This is a genomic window from Telluria sp. LT2P80 (assembly GCF_059685955.1).
This window is the reverse complement of record NZ_JCASIO010000003.1, coordinates 493,374-509,810: the sequence shown is the minus strand read 5'-3', so window position 1 is coordinate 509,810 and position 16,437 is coordinate 493,374. Positions and strand designations below refer to the sequence as shown.

Sequence of the window (16,437 nt, the reverse complement as noted above, 5' to 3'; positions counted from 1 at the left end):
GCAATGCTGGTGGCGCGCGTGCGTAAAGAGGCAGAGCAGTCATTGCCCACGCTGACCAAAGCCGAGTTGGCCGAACTGCTGTTCGAGCAGGTCGGGCTGAACAAGCGCGAAGCCAAGGACATGGTCGAGACCTTCTTCGACGAGATCCGCAATGCACTCGAGCGCGGCGAAGCCGTCAAGCTGTCGGGCTTTGGCAATTTCCAGTTGCGCGACAAGCCGCAGCGGCCTGGCCGCAATCCGAAAACCGGGGAAGAAATTCCCATTACGGCACGCCGCGTCGTGACGTTCCACGCCAGCCAGAAGCTCAAGGCCATGGTGGAAGAAGCCGGGCCGGGCAATTCGGGCTCGGGTTCGATGGCGCGCGCAGCCTGATTAAACGATGAACGACCGACCAAACAAGACCGAACTGACCGTGTTGCCACCGATTCCGGCCAAACGTTATTTCACGATTGGGGAAGTCAGTGAGCTGTGCGGTGTCAAACCCCATGTGTTGCGCTACTGGGAGCAAGAATTCACCCAGCTCAAGCCTGTCAAACGTCGTGGCAACCGCCGCTATTACCAGCACCACGAAGTGCTGTTGATCCGGCGCATTCGCGAATTGCTGTACGAGCAGGGCTTCACCATCAGCGGCGCCCGCAACCGGCTCGACCACCGCGCCACCGTGGTGGCTGAGCTCGACGAAGAGCGCCTGCGCGACGCCCCACCGGCCATCGATGGCGACAAACTGCGCGCCGGCTTGCTGGATATTCTCGATCTGCTGAAACACGGATCGCAGCCAGCACCTTAGTGCAGGCCAGCACCTCACGCCATCGACCAGATCGCCGCACCAGACTGCGCCGGTTCGCTCGCGGCCCCGCAGGCAGCGGGTCGTCGCCGGGTCAAGCACCACGTTTGATCACTCATGCATTCGTACTGCTGTTGAAGGCAGGCCGCGGAGTGTTAAAATGTCACTCGCGCGATGCTGAATGACACGCATCAACCGGGCGGAGCAGATCCGGCACTTTCCTGCGCAAGGAAAATTTAAGGGAAGACAATGATACGCGTTGCCATTTGTGACGATCACCAGATAGTACGAGCAGGTTTCAAGCAGATTTTTTCGTCGTCGGGCGACTTTGAAGTCGTGGCCGAAGGCGCTACGGGCCGTGAGGCACTGGATATCGCGCGTCGCGAGATTTGCGACGTGCTGCTGCTCGACATCGCCATGCCAGACCAAAGCGGCATCGACATCCTGCGCACGATTCGTCAGGGTCAGCCCAACCTGCCGGTGTTGATTCTGTCGGGTTATCCGGCGCAGCAATACGCGCTGAACCTTTTCAAGATGGGTGCGAACGGTTACCTGAACAAGGAATGCGAAGCGGACGAGCTCAAGACGGCCGTGCGCACCGTATTCCAGGGCCGGCGTTACGTCTCGTCCACCGTCGGTGAATTGCTGGCCCAGAGTTTTGACCGCGATCCGAACACGGCGCTGCACACCGAGCTGTCCGATCGCGAGTTCCAGGTGTTCCTGCGTCTGGCGAAGGGCGCCACCGTGTCCGATATCGGCAATGCGCTGTCGCTGTCGATCAAGACCGTGTCGACCTACCGCACCCGGATCATGGAAAAAATGGGCCTGCAGTCCAACTCCGACTTGACCTACTATGCCATGAAGAACAATCTGCTCGACTAAGCGCGCGCTGATGTTTCGTATCGGATTGGTCCCACAACGCGCTTCGGCGCGTTTTGTCATTGGGGCGGTGTTAATACGAAGTCAGCACTATTCAACAGCATTAACTGCAACAAATAGTTACGTCAGGCCATTTTGCGGCGCAACAATACGTCCTTACAGGTAGAATGCGAGGCCGCGTTGTCTGCGTGAAAGGATGTCTGGATGTATTTTTCTACCACCTGGGCGGACCGCCCGGCCCGTCGTCTTCCTCTTCACAAGTCGGTGCTGTGCCTCGTCTGCGTGGTGCTCCTTGTGCTCAATGGCGTATTCTTGCTGCGCAATCTCGATGATTTGCGCGACGCCAATCTGCTCCAGGCGCAGACTGCCCAGGTCTCCGACGAGCTGCAATACCTGAATCTCCTCGTCACGGATGCCGAATCGAGTCTGCGTGGCTATTTCCTGTCGAACGATCCGGTGTATCTGAGCCCGCTGCGCGGCGCGCCGCAGCAGATCGATGCCCAGTTGCGCGCACTTGGCGTGCTGCTCGCCGATAATCCTTCTCAAACCCGCAATCTGGCGCAGTTGCGCGCGCTGGTCCAGCGCAAGCTCGCCTTGCTGAATCAGTCGCTCGACGTATTCCGCCACGGTGGCCTGGATGACATCGTTGCGAATGCTGCGTCACCGGACGAGCGCGCGGAAATGGATGAAATCCGCCTGCAAGTGGTGATCATGGCGCGTGAACAGAATGAGTTAGTCAAGTCGCGCACCGCCGGTTTTTATCAGCAGTATCGGCATGCCGCCCTGTTTGGTGTCAGCATCAATGTCGCGGCCATCATTATCCTGCTGCTCTTTTACAAGCTGGTGCAGCGTGCCTTCGGGGCGCGCCTGGATGCCGAGCATGCGTTGCAGCAGACGAACGACGGTCTCGAGCACATTGTTGCGGAACGTACGGCGCAATTGTCCGTCCTGTCGCGCCACCTGATTCGCGTGTCGGAAGAAGAAAAATCACGGCTTGCACGCGAACTGCACGACGAGATGGGCGCCAACCTGACGGCAATCGGCATTGACCTGGCCACCGTCATTGATCGCTTGCGGGCGAATGAACCGGATCTGGCGGATAAGCTGGGCCGTGCGCGCCGCACGCTGGTCGACACCGTGCAGCTCAAGCGCCGCATCATCGAAAACCTGCGACCGAGCCTGCTCGACAATATGGGCTTGTCGGCGGCGCTGCAAAGTTATTGCGCCGATTATGCGCACGTGACGTCGCTCGATTGTGATGCGCTGATCGATGCCGATGTCGATGAAGCTGGTCCGACGCAGGCCATCGCCCTGTTCCGCATCACGCAGGAGGCGCTCAACAACATCGCCAAGTATGCGAAGGCGCGCAATGTCATCGTGAATCTGACGCGCGAGCCGACTGGATGGGGTCTGGAAATTACCGACGATGGGATCGGCATCCCTGATGGCATGCTGACCGGAACGAAATCCCATGGCTTGCTTGGCATGCGTGAACGCGCCTTGCTATTGGGCGGTACGTTAGTGGTGGAGCGGGGAGTGAATGACGTTGGAACGTGTGTTCGCGCGCTGATTCCGGCATTGGCGCCGGGCGGCAATGAGGTGGCAGGCACCGTTTACACACCGCCGGCCCTGACGCAGAGTGCAGGGCCGGAATATCAGGATTCGCTACCGCACGGGGCAGCGAACCCGGGTTGATGACTTAGCGTGCGACGTCCGACAGCAGGCGGTCGTATTCCGACTTGGCAACCTTGTAGCATTCGCCAGCGTAGTCTTCCAGGCCAGCACGGTCGAGTACGGTGATGTTGCCGCGACGGTACTGGATCAGGCCTTCGTCTTGCAGCTTGCCGGCGGCAGCAGTGATGCTCTCGCGGCGCACACCCAGCATAATCGAGATCAGTTCCTGGGTCACTTTCAGTTCGTTGCTTGCTGAACGATCCAGACGATCGAGCAACCAGCGGCACAGCTTCTGTTCGATCGAGCTGTGACGGCCGCCGACTGCGTTCTGTGCCATCTGGGCGAACAGGGCATTGGTGTAGCGCATCAGCAGTTGTGGCAGGGCGCCGCCGCGGTTGAAGGCGTCACGCAGGTACTGGGTGCGCAGGCGATAACCGTAGCCAGCGCTTTGCACGACAGCCGAGCAGGTAGCGCGCTCACCCATGAACAGCGACACACCGACTGCACCTTCGTGGCCGACGACAGCGATTTCGGTCGTGGCGCCATCTTCCATCACGTACAGCAGCGACACGATTGCCGTTGTCGGGAAATACACGTATTCCAGTTTGCTGCCATACTCGAACAGTTCTTTACCGAATGGCATCGCCACCAGTTCGAGGTGGTCGAACATTTCTTCGAGGTCCATGCGTGGCAGTGCTGCCAGCAATTCGTTTTGTTGGGTGCCGCTATAGCTGACGATCGGTTTAGACTGGGACTTCATTGCCTCACTCGTGGCAGGGGTCTGGCTTTTTGCTTTTTGTGTGATACCAGCAAGTTGAGTGTTGTTCATTTTATGTCCTCTTAGGTCTATCGTGCGTCGGGTGCAAGTCAGAAGGCGTATGGTGCTTGCCTCGTTGCGATGTGTGTACTTTACGTCTACCGTCTGTTGCCGCACATAAGACATGTAGTCGCCCCGGTGTAGGTTGCAAGCATCATCATGTGTCAGCCCAGTCCTACTGGGAGAAATGCCTGTTTTGCCCCTAAAAGGCGTTGTATTTTGTTATGGAAACAAAAAATAACGCATAATTCGGGGTGCCGGCGGTGATGTTCATCGTCCACAAAACAGGATATTCCTACAAATGGGGCTGCAAATCGGGCTGCATATATTGCTGGTCGAAGACGATACCGTGCTCGCTGACGGTTTGCTGCGCGCGCTCGCTGCGCAGGACATGACCGTGCACCTGGTGCGCGACGGCCTTGCCGCTGACACCGCCTTGCAACGTGCCGAGTCCACCCCCACATTCGACGTCGCCGTGCTGGATATCGGCCTGCCCGGGATCGATGGTTTCGAGGTGGTACGCCGCCTGCGCGCGCGTGGTGGCGCAATCCCCGTCCTCCTGCTGACCGCCCGCGACGCCGTCGAAGACCGCGTCCGCGGCCTGGAAACCGGCGCCGACGACTATCTGGTCAAACCCTTTGCTACTGCCGAACTGGTCGCCCGCATTCGCGCGCTGGCCCGCCGTCATGCGTCGCCGTCGTCTGTCCTGACCCTGGGTCGCCTGAGCCTCGACAGTGCCACCCGCCGCGCACGTATCGGCGAAGGCGCTATTGAATTGTCCGTGCGCGAGTGGGGCGTGCTCGAATACCTGCTGCAGCAGGCAGGCCGCGTCGTCTCCAAGCAGCAGATTCTCGACGCCATCCTGCCGTGGGGCGACGATGTCACGCTCAATGCCGTGGAAGTCTATGTCTCACGCCTGCGCCTGAAGCTCGATGGCGCCGACGTGGCGATCCGCACCATCCGCGGCTTCGGCTACCTGCTCGAAGCGGTTGCATGATCGAGTCCTCCCGATGAACAGCATCCGCCTGCGCCTGCTGAAATGGCTGCTCGGGCCGATTCTGCTTGTCAATCTCGTGCTCGCCGCGCTCGTCGCGGGCCTGGCCTGGACACCCGCCCAGGTGGCGTTCGACGCCGGCCTCATGGACACGGCCACCGCGTTGGCGGGCCGCGTGGCCGCCGGCAGTATGGCCAGCCTGCCACCCGTGGCCCCTGCAGCGACGGGTGAGCGCGCCTGGTTCGTCGTGCGCGACGTGGGAGGCCGGCATCTCGAAGGAAGCAGGACTTTTCCGCCATTGCGCCCCGGCGCGCCGGCGTATGACGCCGAGGTTGACGGCGAGCCGGTGCGCGTCGTCGCGCTGGCTGTGGCCACGCCGACCGGCGTACGTCACGTCGGCGTCGCCCACACATTGCGCCAGCGCCTCGAGGTGCGCGCCGCCATCGTGCGCTCTCTCGTCGTGCTGGTCTCGCTCGGCACGCTGACGCTGGTTGGCGTCGTCTGGCTTTCTGTTGGCAATGGCTTGCGGCCGCTGGCACGCATCCGCGCCGAGCTGGCCAGGCGTGGACCGGGCGACCTCGCCCCCATTCCCGGCGACGGGGTGCCGTATGAAATCGCGCCCGTGGTCAGTGGCTTCAACGACCTGCTGGACAAAGTCGAGGCCGGCGCGCGGGCCCAGCGCGACTTTCTGGCCGACATGGCGCACCAGCTCCGCACGCCGCTGGCCGGCGTGCAACTGCAGCTCGAATGGCTGCATGCCCGTCACGCGCAGGACGCCAACACCGTGGCGTCGCTTGCCATGATGGGCCTGGCCAACGAGCGCATGATCCGCCAGGTAAATCAGTTGCTGGCGCTGGCGCGGGCGAGGGAAGGGCGGCCAGGTGACCATGTCGGCCCGCTCGACCTGGCGCTGCTGGTGCAGGAATCGATCCAGTTCTTCGTCGACAAGGCGGCGCGCAAGGAGATTGACCTGGGCTTCGAGCTGGCACCGGCGCCAGTCACGGGCGACGCCTTTCAATTGCGCGATCTGATCGACAACCTGGTCGACAATGCACTGCGCTATACGCCGGAGGGCGGACAGGTGACGGTCGGTTGCGGAGTGGATGGCGGGGCGACGCAGTTTTCCGTCGTCGATTCCGGTCCCGGCATTCCCGCCGCCCGGCGCGCCGCCGTGTTCGAGCGCTTCGTGCGGCTCGATGACAAGTCCACTGGCAGCGGCCTGGGGCTGGCGATCGTGCGCGACATCGCACGTGCTCACGGCGCGGACGTGGCGATTGGCGGGGCAGCGGGCGGTGGCACGCACGTCGTTGTGCGTTTTGGCATATCGGGCTGACATCCTGTTTGATGGCTGCGGCAAACGCGGCAATCCCCGAAACAATGTTGTTGCGTCAAGCAAGTAGCGCATTTTTGCGCAGTTGTCAGGGATTTGTCAGCATTCCCTCAGGGAAATGACAGCTACATGATTTATGATTCCACCTGGAAACATGCCGAGCAACAAATGTAGCCCGGCCATCAGCGCCCGGCGCCCAGGAGAATTTCATGCAGCAACGTCAATCCGGTTTTACGCTCGTCGAACTCATGGTCGTCGTGGCCGTCATCGGCATCCTGAGCGCCATTGCCTTACCTTCTTACAATAGCTACATCCTGCGCGCGCGCCTGGCTGAAGCCCATGGCGACCTGGCGTCGACCCAGCCGCGTCTTGAGCAGTACTGGTCCAACGAACGAACGTACGAGGGCTTTGCCGGCAAGCCTGCCGACACCAAGAACTTTACCTACGCGCTGACGAGCGCCAGCGCCAGCGCTTATGTGCTGACCGCAACCGGCCGCGCGGGCGCTGCCGAGTTCGTTTATACCATCGACCAGGCCGGTACCCGCGCCACCACCGGCGCACCGGCCGGCTGGACCAAGAAAGACACTTGCTGGGTCGACCGCAAGGATGGCGCATGTACCCAGTAAGCCCACCCCGGCGCCTTGCAGGCGGCTTCACGCTGATCGAGTCGATGGTCGGCCTGGTGGTGCTGGGCATTCTGCTGGCCGTGGGCGTGCCGCAGATGACGGGCTGGCTGGCCAGTACGCGCGCCACCGGCGCGGCGCAGTTCTACGCCGACGGCTTCGCGCAGGCGCGCAACCTGGCCATGACGCACAACAGCCAGAGCCGGCTGGTGTTTGCTCCAGGCGCCAATGGCCAGCCAGGCTGGCAGATCGATGTGTGCCTGCGTAACAGCGACAACCCCTGTACCGATGGCAGCAACGACTGGTCGACCGCTACCACGGCGGCCAAGGGGGCAACCGGCCCGACGGCAGACTACCGCTCGCTCGTGCGCAGCGCCGACACGCTGCCCCCGACCACCATGCTGACCATCACACTGGATCCGGACGACGATGACGCCGTGTTTTTCACGCCGCTGGGCTGGATCGATGCCGGCCAGCAGAATCAGGTGCGCCGTGTCGACCTCGCGCCAGCCGGCACGCTCGTGGGTGAATTCAAGGCGTCAGCCGTCGTGCTGACCCTGGGCGGCATGGCGGTGACCTGTGTGCCGGGCGCCGCCCCCGGCGATTCACGCAGGTGCCCGCAATGATCCGCACTTCAACGATTCGCACCTCAGTGATTCGCCGTGCCGAACACGGCGTCGCGCTGCTCGAGTCGCTGCTTGCCGTGATGATCCTGGGTATCGCCCTGGTCGGCACGCTGGGTCTGCAGGCGCGTTCGATTGCGGCGCTGTCGGATGCCGGAATGCGGGCCGAGGCGACCGTCGCTGCCAACGAACTGCTGGGCATCATGTACAGCGACATGCCGCACGCCGCCGACTATGCGCTGGCCGCCGGCGGCACCCCGGGTGCGCGCCTGGCCGGCTGGCATGCGGCCGTGCAGGAGCGGATTCCGGGCGCCGGCGTCGTGGTGGGCGTGGCCACCAATGCGGCTGTCGGCCGCACCGAAGTGAATATCGCGATCGGCTGGCAGCGCACCAGCGACAGCCAGCGCAATACCCATCGGATCAAATCCTACCTGACGGCATCGAAACCATGAGCGCCCCGTCCCCGTCCCCATCTATTCTTCGCGCCGGTGGCTTTTCGCTGGTCGAACTGATGGTCAGCGTCGTCATCGGCCTGCTGGCAGTGCTGTTTGCGACGAGGATCATGACCGACAGCGAGCGCAACAAGGACGCCGCACTGGGCGGCTCCAACTCGATGCAGAACGGCATGCTGGCAATGTTCCAGATCAGCAGCGACGCCGAGCAGGCCGGCTTTGGACTGAACGACCCGTTGATCACCGGCTGCAACACCATGTTCGCCGACAGCCAGGGCTACGAGCTGGCGCCGGCCAAGCGCGGCGCGGCCACGATCCGTCCGCTGGCCGCTGCCGTGATCGAGCCGGGCGGCACGGGCCCGGACCGCCTGACGCTGTACGCAGGCGGCGCTCCTGGCGGCACGTCGACGATGCGCGTGATCAAGAATTACATGGGCGGCACCAGCGTCGAGGTCGATCGCGATCCATGGGGTTACTTTACGCTCGGTGACGTGATCGTCGTCGCGCCCGAGAACATCGGGGCCGATTGCGCGCTGGCGCAGATATCGAGCGTTCCCGACAAGCCTGAACTGGCCTTCGGCGCGACCAGCCAGCGCTTCAACCGCGGCGCGCTGGGCGCGAATTACACGGGCAATACGACCCGCCTGTTCAATCTCGGACCGGGCGCGCGCCTGGCGTTTCATACCTGGTCGGTCGAGGGTGGCTACCTCCGTCTGCGCGCCACCGACATGGCCAATGCTGCCCAAAATGCGCAGGCGGTGACCGGCGACATCGTCTCGCTCAAGGCGCAGTACGGTTTCGACCGGCGCCTTGGCGCCGCCTTTGCACTGGAGAAGGGCACCGCCATCAGTGCCTGGTCGTCCACGATGATCGATGCCGACGGCGATGGCGTGACCGGCAGTCCCGGCGACTATGGCCGCATCGTGGCGCTGCGCATCGCCGTGGTGGCGCGCGGGAAAAACCCCGAGCGGCCTGCCGCTGACGGCACGTGCACTGCCACGACCACCGCGCCGACGCTGTTCGCGCGCGCGCAGCCGAGCGAGGCCACGGCGGAAGAAGTGGAGATCGACCTGGCGGTGGAGAACGATCCAGTCGACTGGACGTGCTATCGCTACCGCGTATTCGACACCATTGTCCCGCTGCGCAATGCGGGATGGAGGCCATGATGGCGCATCGTCCGCAACCGTTGTTCCGGGCAGCCCAGCGCGGCATTGCGCTGCCGGTCATGCTGATCATGATGCTCGTGATGCTCGTGACGAGCATCTATCTGCTCAAGTCGAGCAACAGCACGACGCTGAGCGCATCGAGCCTCGCCTACGACGCCACGCTCAGCCGCGCTGCCGATTTCGGGCTGCACAAGGGCTTCGAGTGGATCGACCAGAAAGCCAAGACCGACAAGGGCGCGCTGACGGCGCACCAGCCGGCGGAGGGTTATCGCGCCACCATGGCGCCCGGTCTGTCCACCCGTGAAGAAGAGTTCTGGAGCGACAGCAAGAAGGTCACGGATTCGGGCGGCACCGAGGTGGAATACGTGATCCACCGCCTGTGCAAGAGCACCGGCACGTTCGACGACAAGAATGCCTGCGTGCAGACCGCTGCCAACACGGCCGGCCTGGGCAACGCGACCGCCATCGGCGAGAGCATCCGCACCGATGGCGTCGTGTACGCCGCCAGCCCGCAATTGCACTATGTGATTACCGCCCGCATCCACGGTGCGCGTGGCGGCACCGTGGTGAACCAGATGGTAGTACTGATCGGCGTCTGATGGCGCCGTACAAACGAACGGATTGCCCATGAACTTCTCGACGACCCCCACGCGTGCCGCCGGCCGCATTGGCCCGCTGGCACAGTTGGTACCGCTGGCATTGCTGGCGCTGCTCCTGGGCGCGCCACTGGCGCAGGCAGAACCCACCGCCATCGCCCAATTGCCGCTGCTCAATATCAGCGGCAGCGGCACCGTCAAGCCGAACCTGATGCTGCTGTACGATAACTCGGGGTCGATGAATTTCAATTACACGCCCGATTACATCAACGTCACCGACACCTGCCGCGCCGGTACCACGATGTCTGCCGGCACGCGTGCCTGCAAGATTGGCGATCCGCCATTTGCCAGTGCCGGCTTCAACCGCCAGTACTACGACCCGGCGGTGCGGTATGTCCCGCCGGTCAAGGCCGACGGCACGTCGTATCCCGATCTCGACGCCGGGCGCACGGGCGACTGGAAGCGCGTGCCGACTGACGTGTATGGCGTCAACAAAGCGGACTTTCTGGGCACCAGGACGGACACCAGCAATCTGGTGGATGGCTTCTACGATATCGAATGGTGCGACGGTAACATGAACAACTGCGTGCGCAATACGGGTGGCTATGCCTACCCGACCAACGCCCGCTACCGTTCACGCTATGTCTATAGCACCCCGTACTACTACACGAACAACGTCGCCGAATACTGCACCAATACCAACCTGACCGATTGCCGCGCCGCGACCGCCAACGGCACGTCGCCGGCATCAGGCTACACCGTCGCGGCGCGCGTGCGCTGGTGCGACTCGAGAGCATTGACCAAATGCCAGGCCAAGTTCGTCGGCAACTACAAGTATCCGCGTTTCGGCGCCGAGAACGTGGTGGCGCCGTGGTACGGCACGATCAGCATCGGGGCTTCCAATACCGCCAGCACGCGCTCGATCCCCCAGGTAACCGCCGTCGGTCCGCTGGGCACGCAGGTGATCACCAATAGCGCCGTGACTGCGGCAGCCGGCACCAACACGGCCGACAAGCAGGCTGCCCTGGCCCAGGCGCTGGCCGTGTCGATCAATAACAAGGTCGGCGACGCCGACAGTTACTTCGCTTGCGTGCGCTCCCCGAGAAACGGCGCGGTGCCCAGCTGCAGCAGCCTGGGCGTGGCCCTCGGCGCCGACAACGTGGTGGGTGTCGTGCCGGTCTCGTGCCCTGCGAATTCGACCACCAAGTCGCTCAGCGTGTGCAGCCTGGTGTCCGACAACAGCCGCGCCGGCACCGGCCTGATGGTCGCGGACGGCACCGGCGCGACCGCCTTGTTGCGCGTGAGCGGCACCACCAACAACAGCAACAACAACCGCGACAGGCAAGTAATGAGCCGCCTGAACTTTGCCGGCAGCGGCATGCTGGGCGGCGACATCACGTTCAACCGTAGCACGGGCGCGAGCGCGGTCGTGGCTGCACTGCAAGCCGGGATCGGCACCCGGGGCAATGTGACCGCCTATGTTGGCGGCACCCCGAATTCGTCGCCGGTCTGTGCGAGTGAACCCAACACCACGCTGTGCCTGGTGGACAGCTCCGGCCAGGCCGAAGGGCTGGGCATCGACTACACCATTCCGAGTAACAACCGGCTCAACAACAACACCTGGCTGACGATGAGCGCTGTCAACGCGATCTCGGACATCGTGCCGACGTCGGCTACCGGCCTGGGTGGCTCGGTGTTCGTGCGCACCGACATCGTTCCCGGCCGCACCATCTACCCACGCGCCATTGGCCGCACCGACTGCACCAGCGGTTCCTGCTCGTATGCGCAGGAGATGACCAACTTCGCCAACTGGTATGGCTACTACCGCACCCGCAACCAGATGATGAAGACGGCCGTCGGCCAGGCGTTTTCGCCCGTCACCGACAAGTACAACGTGGGGCTGGTCGCGTTGTCGGTTGCCGCGGTCGAAGGCGCCATGACCAAGCCCAAGCCGTTTGCCGGCGCTGAACGCACCAGCTGGTACAACGCGCTGTACGCGATGGACACGGAGGGCTCGACCCCGGTGCGCCAGGCCCTGCACGCGATCGGCAAGATGTACGCCAATCAGAGTCCGTACAACTACGCGGCCGGCGAGGAAGTCGTAAAGTACCCGTGCCAGCAGAACTTCACGTTCATCACCACCGACGGCTACTGGAACGGCAAGGCGCCGCTCGGGGTGGCCAGCAACGACCAGATCGACAATCCGGCGCGCTTCTGCCTGCAATCGAAGGGCTGCGTCGATCCGCGCGGCCAGGGCAAGCCATCGCTGGCCGACATCGCGCTGTACTGGTACAACGGCGGCTCGGCCGACAAGACCGTGTCACTGCGTACCACGCTCGAGGACTACACCAAACCCGGCGCGGTGCCGGCCGGCACCGGCGAGAACAACCGTCTGCACATGCGTACCTATGCCCTCGGCCTGGGCGTGGACGGCATCATGAACTACGAGGCGAAATACGACACTGATCCGGATCCGAACGGCGACTTCTACAAGCTGGTCAGTGGCGCGCTCAACTGCCCCTGGAACAAAGAGGGGCGCTACGTCTGGCCCGATCCGGACGTCGACGAGGACAGCGGCTCGGCTGCCCTGCAATCGCGCGTAGACGATCTGTGGCATGCCGCGATCAATGGCCATGGCAAGTACTTCTCGGCGTCCGATCCGATGCAGGTGGTGGAAGGGCTGCGTACGGCCCTGTCGAACATCGAAGTCAAGACCGGCGCAGCGGCGGCGGCGGCCACGTCGACCCCGAACATCTCGCAAAGCGACAACGACATCTTCTCGGCAACGTTCACCACCGTGCACTGGTACGGGCGCCTGTCCAAGCGCAAAGTGAATATCGTCACCGGCGACGTGGCGGCGACCGAGGACTGGAATACCTCGAGCCTGCTCGGCAGGCAGGTCGAGGTGGACGAAGATGGCCTGGACGGGCGCTCGATCTACATGCTCAAGGATGGCGCACTGGCGGCTTTCAGCTACGACACGATGGACACGGGCACGCGCGCCTGGTTCGACAACAAGTGCAATGCGCTGACGCAGTGCGCCAATATGTCGGTGGCCAACCGCGCGCTGGTCAACGATGGCCGCAACATCGTCAACTGGCTGCGCGGTCGCCAGCAGTACGCCAACGACAACGTCCTGCGCGCGTTCTCGCGCGAGCAAGTGGGCACCGACAAGACGACAATCCCGATCGTGCTGGGCGATATCGCCTCGTCCAAGCCGGCGTATCTGCGCGAGCCGCGCCGCAATTTCGACCGGCCCGGCTACGGCGCCTTCAAGACCACCCATGCGAGCCGCAAGGCAACCGTGTTCGCCGCCGCCAACGACGGCATGCTGCACGCGTTTGACGCGAACTCGGGCGAAGAGTTGTGGGCGTACGTCCCGCGCATCACGATGAAAAAACTGCACCAGCTGGCCAGCACCACCTACGGCACCAACCATATCTTCTCGGTCGACGGCTCGCCCGAGATTGCGGACGTCCAGGTCGGCACCGAATGGAAGTCGGTGCTGGTGGCGGGGCTGAACGCGGGCGGGCGCGGTTACTACGCGCTCGATGTCACGGACCCGGCCGCGCCGAAAGCGCTGTGGGAACTGTGCGCCGACGCCACTGCCTGCGCCGGCAACGTCGACACGCGCCTGGGCCTCACGTTCGGCAACCCGCAGTTCGGTACCATCGTCGACAGCGCCGGCGCGGAGAAATGGGTCGTGTTCCTGACCTCGGGCTACAACAATATCCCGGGTGTCGACGGCGTCGATGCCGGCGACGGCAAGGGGTACCTGCTGGTGGTCGATGTCGCGACCGGCAAGGTGATCGAATCGCGCTCGGCGACGACCGGCGTGGGCAGTGTCGCTACGCCGTCGGGCCTGGCCAAGATTTCGGCGATCACGAATGACCCTAACAACGATCCGCGGGTGACGTATGTGTACGGCGGCGACAATACCGGCAAGATGTGGCGCTTTGACTTCACCGGCACCGGCGCACCAGCGCGCGTGCTGATGGGCGACGCGGGCATGAACCAGCCAGTCACCACCCGCCCTGAAGTCACGCTGTGCCGCGTCGACACCACCGTCGACAACAAGGCCGTCGCGTCGGCGCAGCGCGTGGTGCTGTTCGGCACCGGGCGTCTGCTCGACCTGGTCGACGTGACCAGCACCGAGGTGCAGAGCGCCTATCTGCTCAAGGATGACGGCGAGGGTATCAGCACGGCCGCCTGGCGGCAGTCTTCGGCCATGGTCAAGCGCACGCTGGCGCGCGTGGCCGGTGACGATAAGGGCAATGCGCCCTACACGATCGCCGGCGACGACGTGAACCTGGCCAGCAAGAAGGGCTGGTTCACCGACTTCAATCTCAATACCGGCGAGCGCGTCAACCTCGACCCGCAAGTGGTGGCCGGTACCATCAACGTGGTCACCAACTTGCCAAGCTCGTCGACCGACTGCAAGGTCGGCGGCACCAGCAATATCTACCAGCTCAATGTCTGCACCGGCCGCGCGGCCTCGCCGGACGGGCTGGCCGGCTATCCGCTGGCCAGTTCGGCCGCGGTGGGTTTCATCGTGATCCGCCTGCCATCGGGCGCGCTCAAGACGATTACCACCACCGCCGACGGCACCATGGTGACCGGCAAATTCCCGCCATCGGAAACGATCGAGGCACACCGCGCCGGCTGGCGCCGCTTGCGCGACTGAGGGATGGCATCGGGAGCGAAGAGAGTTCACACGGCGCCTTGCGAAAACGGTAAAATCGAGGGTTTTCGACAAGGGCCGTTTGAAGGGCTCGACTATGGCCAACGATACCGACACCTCCGCCGCGCAGGACACGCCTGACGCGCGCGATGACAGCACCACCACTACCACCAACTCGGCCGCACAGGCCGGCGTGATCGCGCGCGAAGTGGGGCGCCGCCGCACCTTCGGCATCATTTCCCACCCGGATGCCGGTAAAACCACGCTGACCGAAAAGCTGCTGCTGTTCTCGGGCGCCATCCAGCTGGCCGGTACCGTCAAGGGCCGCAAGAGCGGGCGCCATGCGACGTCCGACTGGATGGACATCGAAAAGCAGCGCGGTATTTCGGTTGCCTCGTCGGTGATGCAGTTCGATTTCCGCGACCACGTCATCAACCTGCTCGACACCCCCGGCCACCAGGACTTCTCCGAAGACACCTACCGCGTGCTGACGGCGGTCGACTCGGCGCTGATGGTGATCGATGCGGCCAAGGGCGTCGAAGCGCAGACGATCAAGCTGCTCGAGGTGTGCCGCATGCGCGCCACGCCGATCGTCACGTTCATGAACAAGATGGACCGCGAAACGCGCGATCCGCTCGAACTGCTCGACGAAGTCGAATCGGTGCTCAAGATCGAGTGCGCGCCGGTGACCTGGCCGATCGGCATGGGCAAGAACTTCCGCGGTGTGTACCACCTGCTGAAGGACGAGATCATGCTGTTCAAGGCCGGCGAAGAAAAAGCCGATGGCGCCTTCGAGATCGTCAAGGGCATCGACAATCCGCGCCTGGCCGAGATGTTCCCGCTCGAGATCGAGCAGCTCAAGATGGAAGTCGAGCTGGTGCATGGCGCCTCGCACGTGTTCGACCTGGAGCGCTTCCTGTCCGGCGTGCAGACCCCGGTGTTCTTCGGCTCGGCGATCAACAACTTCGGCGTGCGCGAAATCCTGTCGGCGCTGGTCGACTGGGCGCCGGCGCCGCGCGAGCGCGACGCCACGGTGCGCTCGGTCCTGCCAAGCGAAGTGCCGTTCTCCGGTTTCGTCTTCAAGATCCAGGCCAATATGGACCCGGCGCACCGCGACCGCATCGCGTTCCTGCGCGTATGCTCGGGCCGCTTCGAAAAGGGCATGAAGGTCAAGCACCTGCGCCTGGGCCGCGACGTCAAGCTGTCGTCGGTCGTGACGTTCATGGCCTCAAGCCGCGAGCAGGTCGAAGAAGCCTTCGCCGGCGACATCATCGGTTTGCCGAACCACGGCAATATGCAGATCGGCGACAGCTTTACCGAAGGCGAAATGCTCAGCTTCACCGGCATTCCTTACTTTGCGCCAGAGCTGTTCCGCTCGGTGCGCATCCGTAATCCGCTCAAGATGAAGCAGTTGCACAAGGGCCTGCAGCAGCTGGGCGAAGAAGGTGCGGTGCAGGTCTTCAAGCCGGTGCTGGGCAGTGAGCTGATCCTGGGCGCCGTCGGCGTGCTGCAGTTCGAGGTGGTTGCCAGCCGCCTGCTCAACGAGTACGGCGTCGACGCCGTATTCGAAAGCGCCAGCATCAGCAGCGCCCGCTGGGTCTCGAGCGACGACAAGAAGGCACTGGCCGACTTCGAAAACTCGCTCGGTCACAACGTGGCCTACGATGCGGCCGGCAATATGGCGTATCTGGCCACCTCGGGCGTCAACCTGCGCCTGACGCAGGAACGCTGGCCAAAGCTGACGTTCCACGCAACCCGCGAGCACGCGGTCAAGCTGGCCTGATTCAAGGCCTGAGCCCGCGTCTTCCTGACGCGGGC

14 protein-coding genes are annotated in these 16,437 nt (G+C 63.5%); 13 read left to right on the top strand and 1 reads right to left on the bottom strand.

Annotated elements, in window-relative coordinates:
• Positions 1 to 3: 3 nt before the first annotated feature.
• The 4 genes from AC56LW_RS11465 (at position 4) to AC56LW_RS11450 (ending at position 3,358) form a co-directional block, all read left to right on the top strand.
• On the top strand, positions 4 to 372 hold the full coding sequence (locus tag AC56LW_RS11465) for an integration host factor subunit alpha (protein WP_183553735.1): 369 nt from the start codon (positions 4 to 6) through the stop codon (positions 370 to 372).
• A 7-nt stretch (positions 373 to 379) separates the two neighbouring features.
• Positions 380 to 787 (top strand): MerR family transcriptional regulator, encoded by a 408-nt coding sequence (locus AC56LW_RS11460; protein ID WP_332533342.1) that lies wholly within the window; start codon positions 380 to 382, stop codon positions 785 to 787.
• Between the two features lie 246 nt (positions 788 to 1,033).
• Positions 1,034 to 1,666 carry a response regulator gene (locus AC56LW_RS11455; RefSeq protein WP_091873377.1) on the top strand — a complete coding sequence of 211 codons (633 nt, stop codon included), beginning with the start codon at positions 1,034 to 1,036 and terminating at the stop codon, positions 1,664 to 1,666.
• Positions 1,667 to 1,867: 201 nt separating this feature from the next.
• On the top strand, positions 1,868 to 3,358 hold the full coding sequence (locus AC56LW_RS11450) for a CHASE3 domain-containing protein (protein ID WP_499634318.1): 1,491 nt from the start codon (positions 1,868 to 1,870) through the stop codon (positions 3,356 to 3,358).
• Positions 3,359 to 3,362: 4 nt separating this feature from the next.
• Here AC56LW_RS11450 and AC56LW_RS11445 read toward each other — a convergent pair whose 3' ends face one another.
• Entirely contained in the window at positions 3,363 to 4,166 is an 804-nt protein-coding gene (locus tag AC56LW_RS11445) for a Crp/Fnr family transcriptional regulator (RefSeq protein ID WP_183553067.1), read from the bottom strand.
• Between the two features lie 289 nt (positions 4,167 to 4,455).
• Here AC56LW_RS11445 and AC56LW_RS11440 point away from each other — a divergent pair, with 289 nt between their 5' ends.
• The 9 genes from AC56LW_RS11440 to AC56LW_RS11400 all read left to right on the top strand — a co-directional run bounded on the left by AC56LW_RS11440 (position 4,456) and on the right by AC56LW_RS11400 (position 16,402).
• Complete coding sequence (locus AC56LW_RS11440) at positions 4,456 to 5,151, top strand: response regulator transcription factor (protein ID WP_499634316.1); 696 nt, start codon at positions 4,456 to 4,458, stop codon at positions 5,149 to 5,151.
• Between the two features lie 13 nt (positions 5,152 to 5,164).
• Entirely contained in the window at positions 5,165 to 6,481 is a 1,317-nt protein-coding gene (locus tag AC56LW_RS11435) for a sensor histidine kinase (RefSeq protein WP_499634313.1), read from the top strand.
• A 206-nt stretch (positions 6,482 to 6,687) separates the two neighbouring features.
• Complete coding sequence (locus AC56LW_RS11430) at positions 6,688 to 7,104, top strand: type IV pilin protein (RefSeq protein ID WP_332533346.1); 417 nt, start codon at positions 6,688 to 6,690, stop codon at positions 7,102 to 7,104.
• Positions 7,092 to 7,727, top strand: a complete 636-nt coding sequence (locus tag AC56LW_RS11425) for a pilus assembly FimT family protein (protein ID WP_499634310.1) — start codon at positions 7,092 to 7,094, stop codon at positions 7,725 to 7,727. Before AC56LW_RS11430 ends, AC56LW_RS11425 begins: the two co-directional genes overlap by 13 nt.
• Entirely contained in the window at positions 7,724 to 8,176 is a 453-nt protein-coding gene (locus AC56LW_RS11420; protein WP_499634308.1) for a type IV pilus modification PilV family protein, read from the top strand. The genes AC56LW_RS11425 and AC56LW_RS11420 overlap by 4 nt, the downstream gene beginning before the upstream one ends.
• Positions 8,173 to 9,342, top strand: coding sequence for a PilW family protein (locus AC56LW_RS11415; RefSeq protein WP_499634307.1), 1,170 nt, complete (start codon positions 8,173 to 8,175; stop codon positions 9,340 to 9,342). Before AC56LW_RS11420 ends, AC56LW_RS11415 begins: the two co-directional genes overlap by 4 nt.
• Entirely contained in the window at positions 9,339 to 9,941 is a 603-nt protein-coding gene (locus AC56LW_RS11410) for a pilus assembly PilX family protein (protein WP_332533350.1), read from the top strand. The genes AC56LW_RS11415 and AC56LW_RS11410 overlap by 4 nt, the downstream gene beginning before the upstream one ends.
• Before the next feature lie 28 nt (positions 9,942 to 9,969).
• Entirely contained in the window at positions 9,970 to 14,622 is a 4,653-nt protein-coding gene (locus tag AC56LW_RS11405; RefSeq protein ID WP_499634305.1) for a pilus assembly protein, read from the top strand.
• A 94-nt stretch (positions 14,623 to 14,716) separates the two neighbouring features.
• Positions 14,717 to 16,402 carry a peptide chain release factor 3 gene (locus AC56LW_RS11400; protein WP_499502752.1) on the top strand — a complete coding sequence of 562 codons (1,686 nt, stop codon included), beginning with the start codon at positions 14,717 to 14,719 and terminating at the stop codon, positions 16,400 to 16,402.
• Positions 16,403 to 16,437 lie beyond the last annotated feature (35 nt).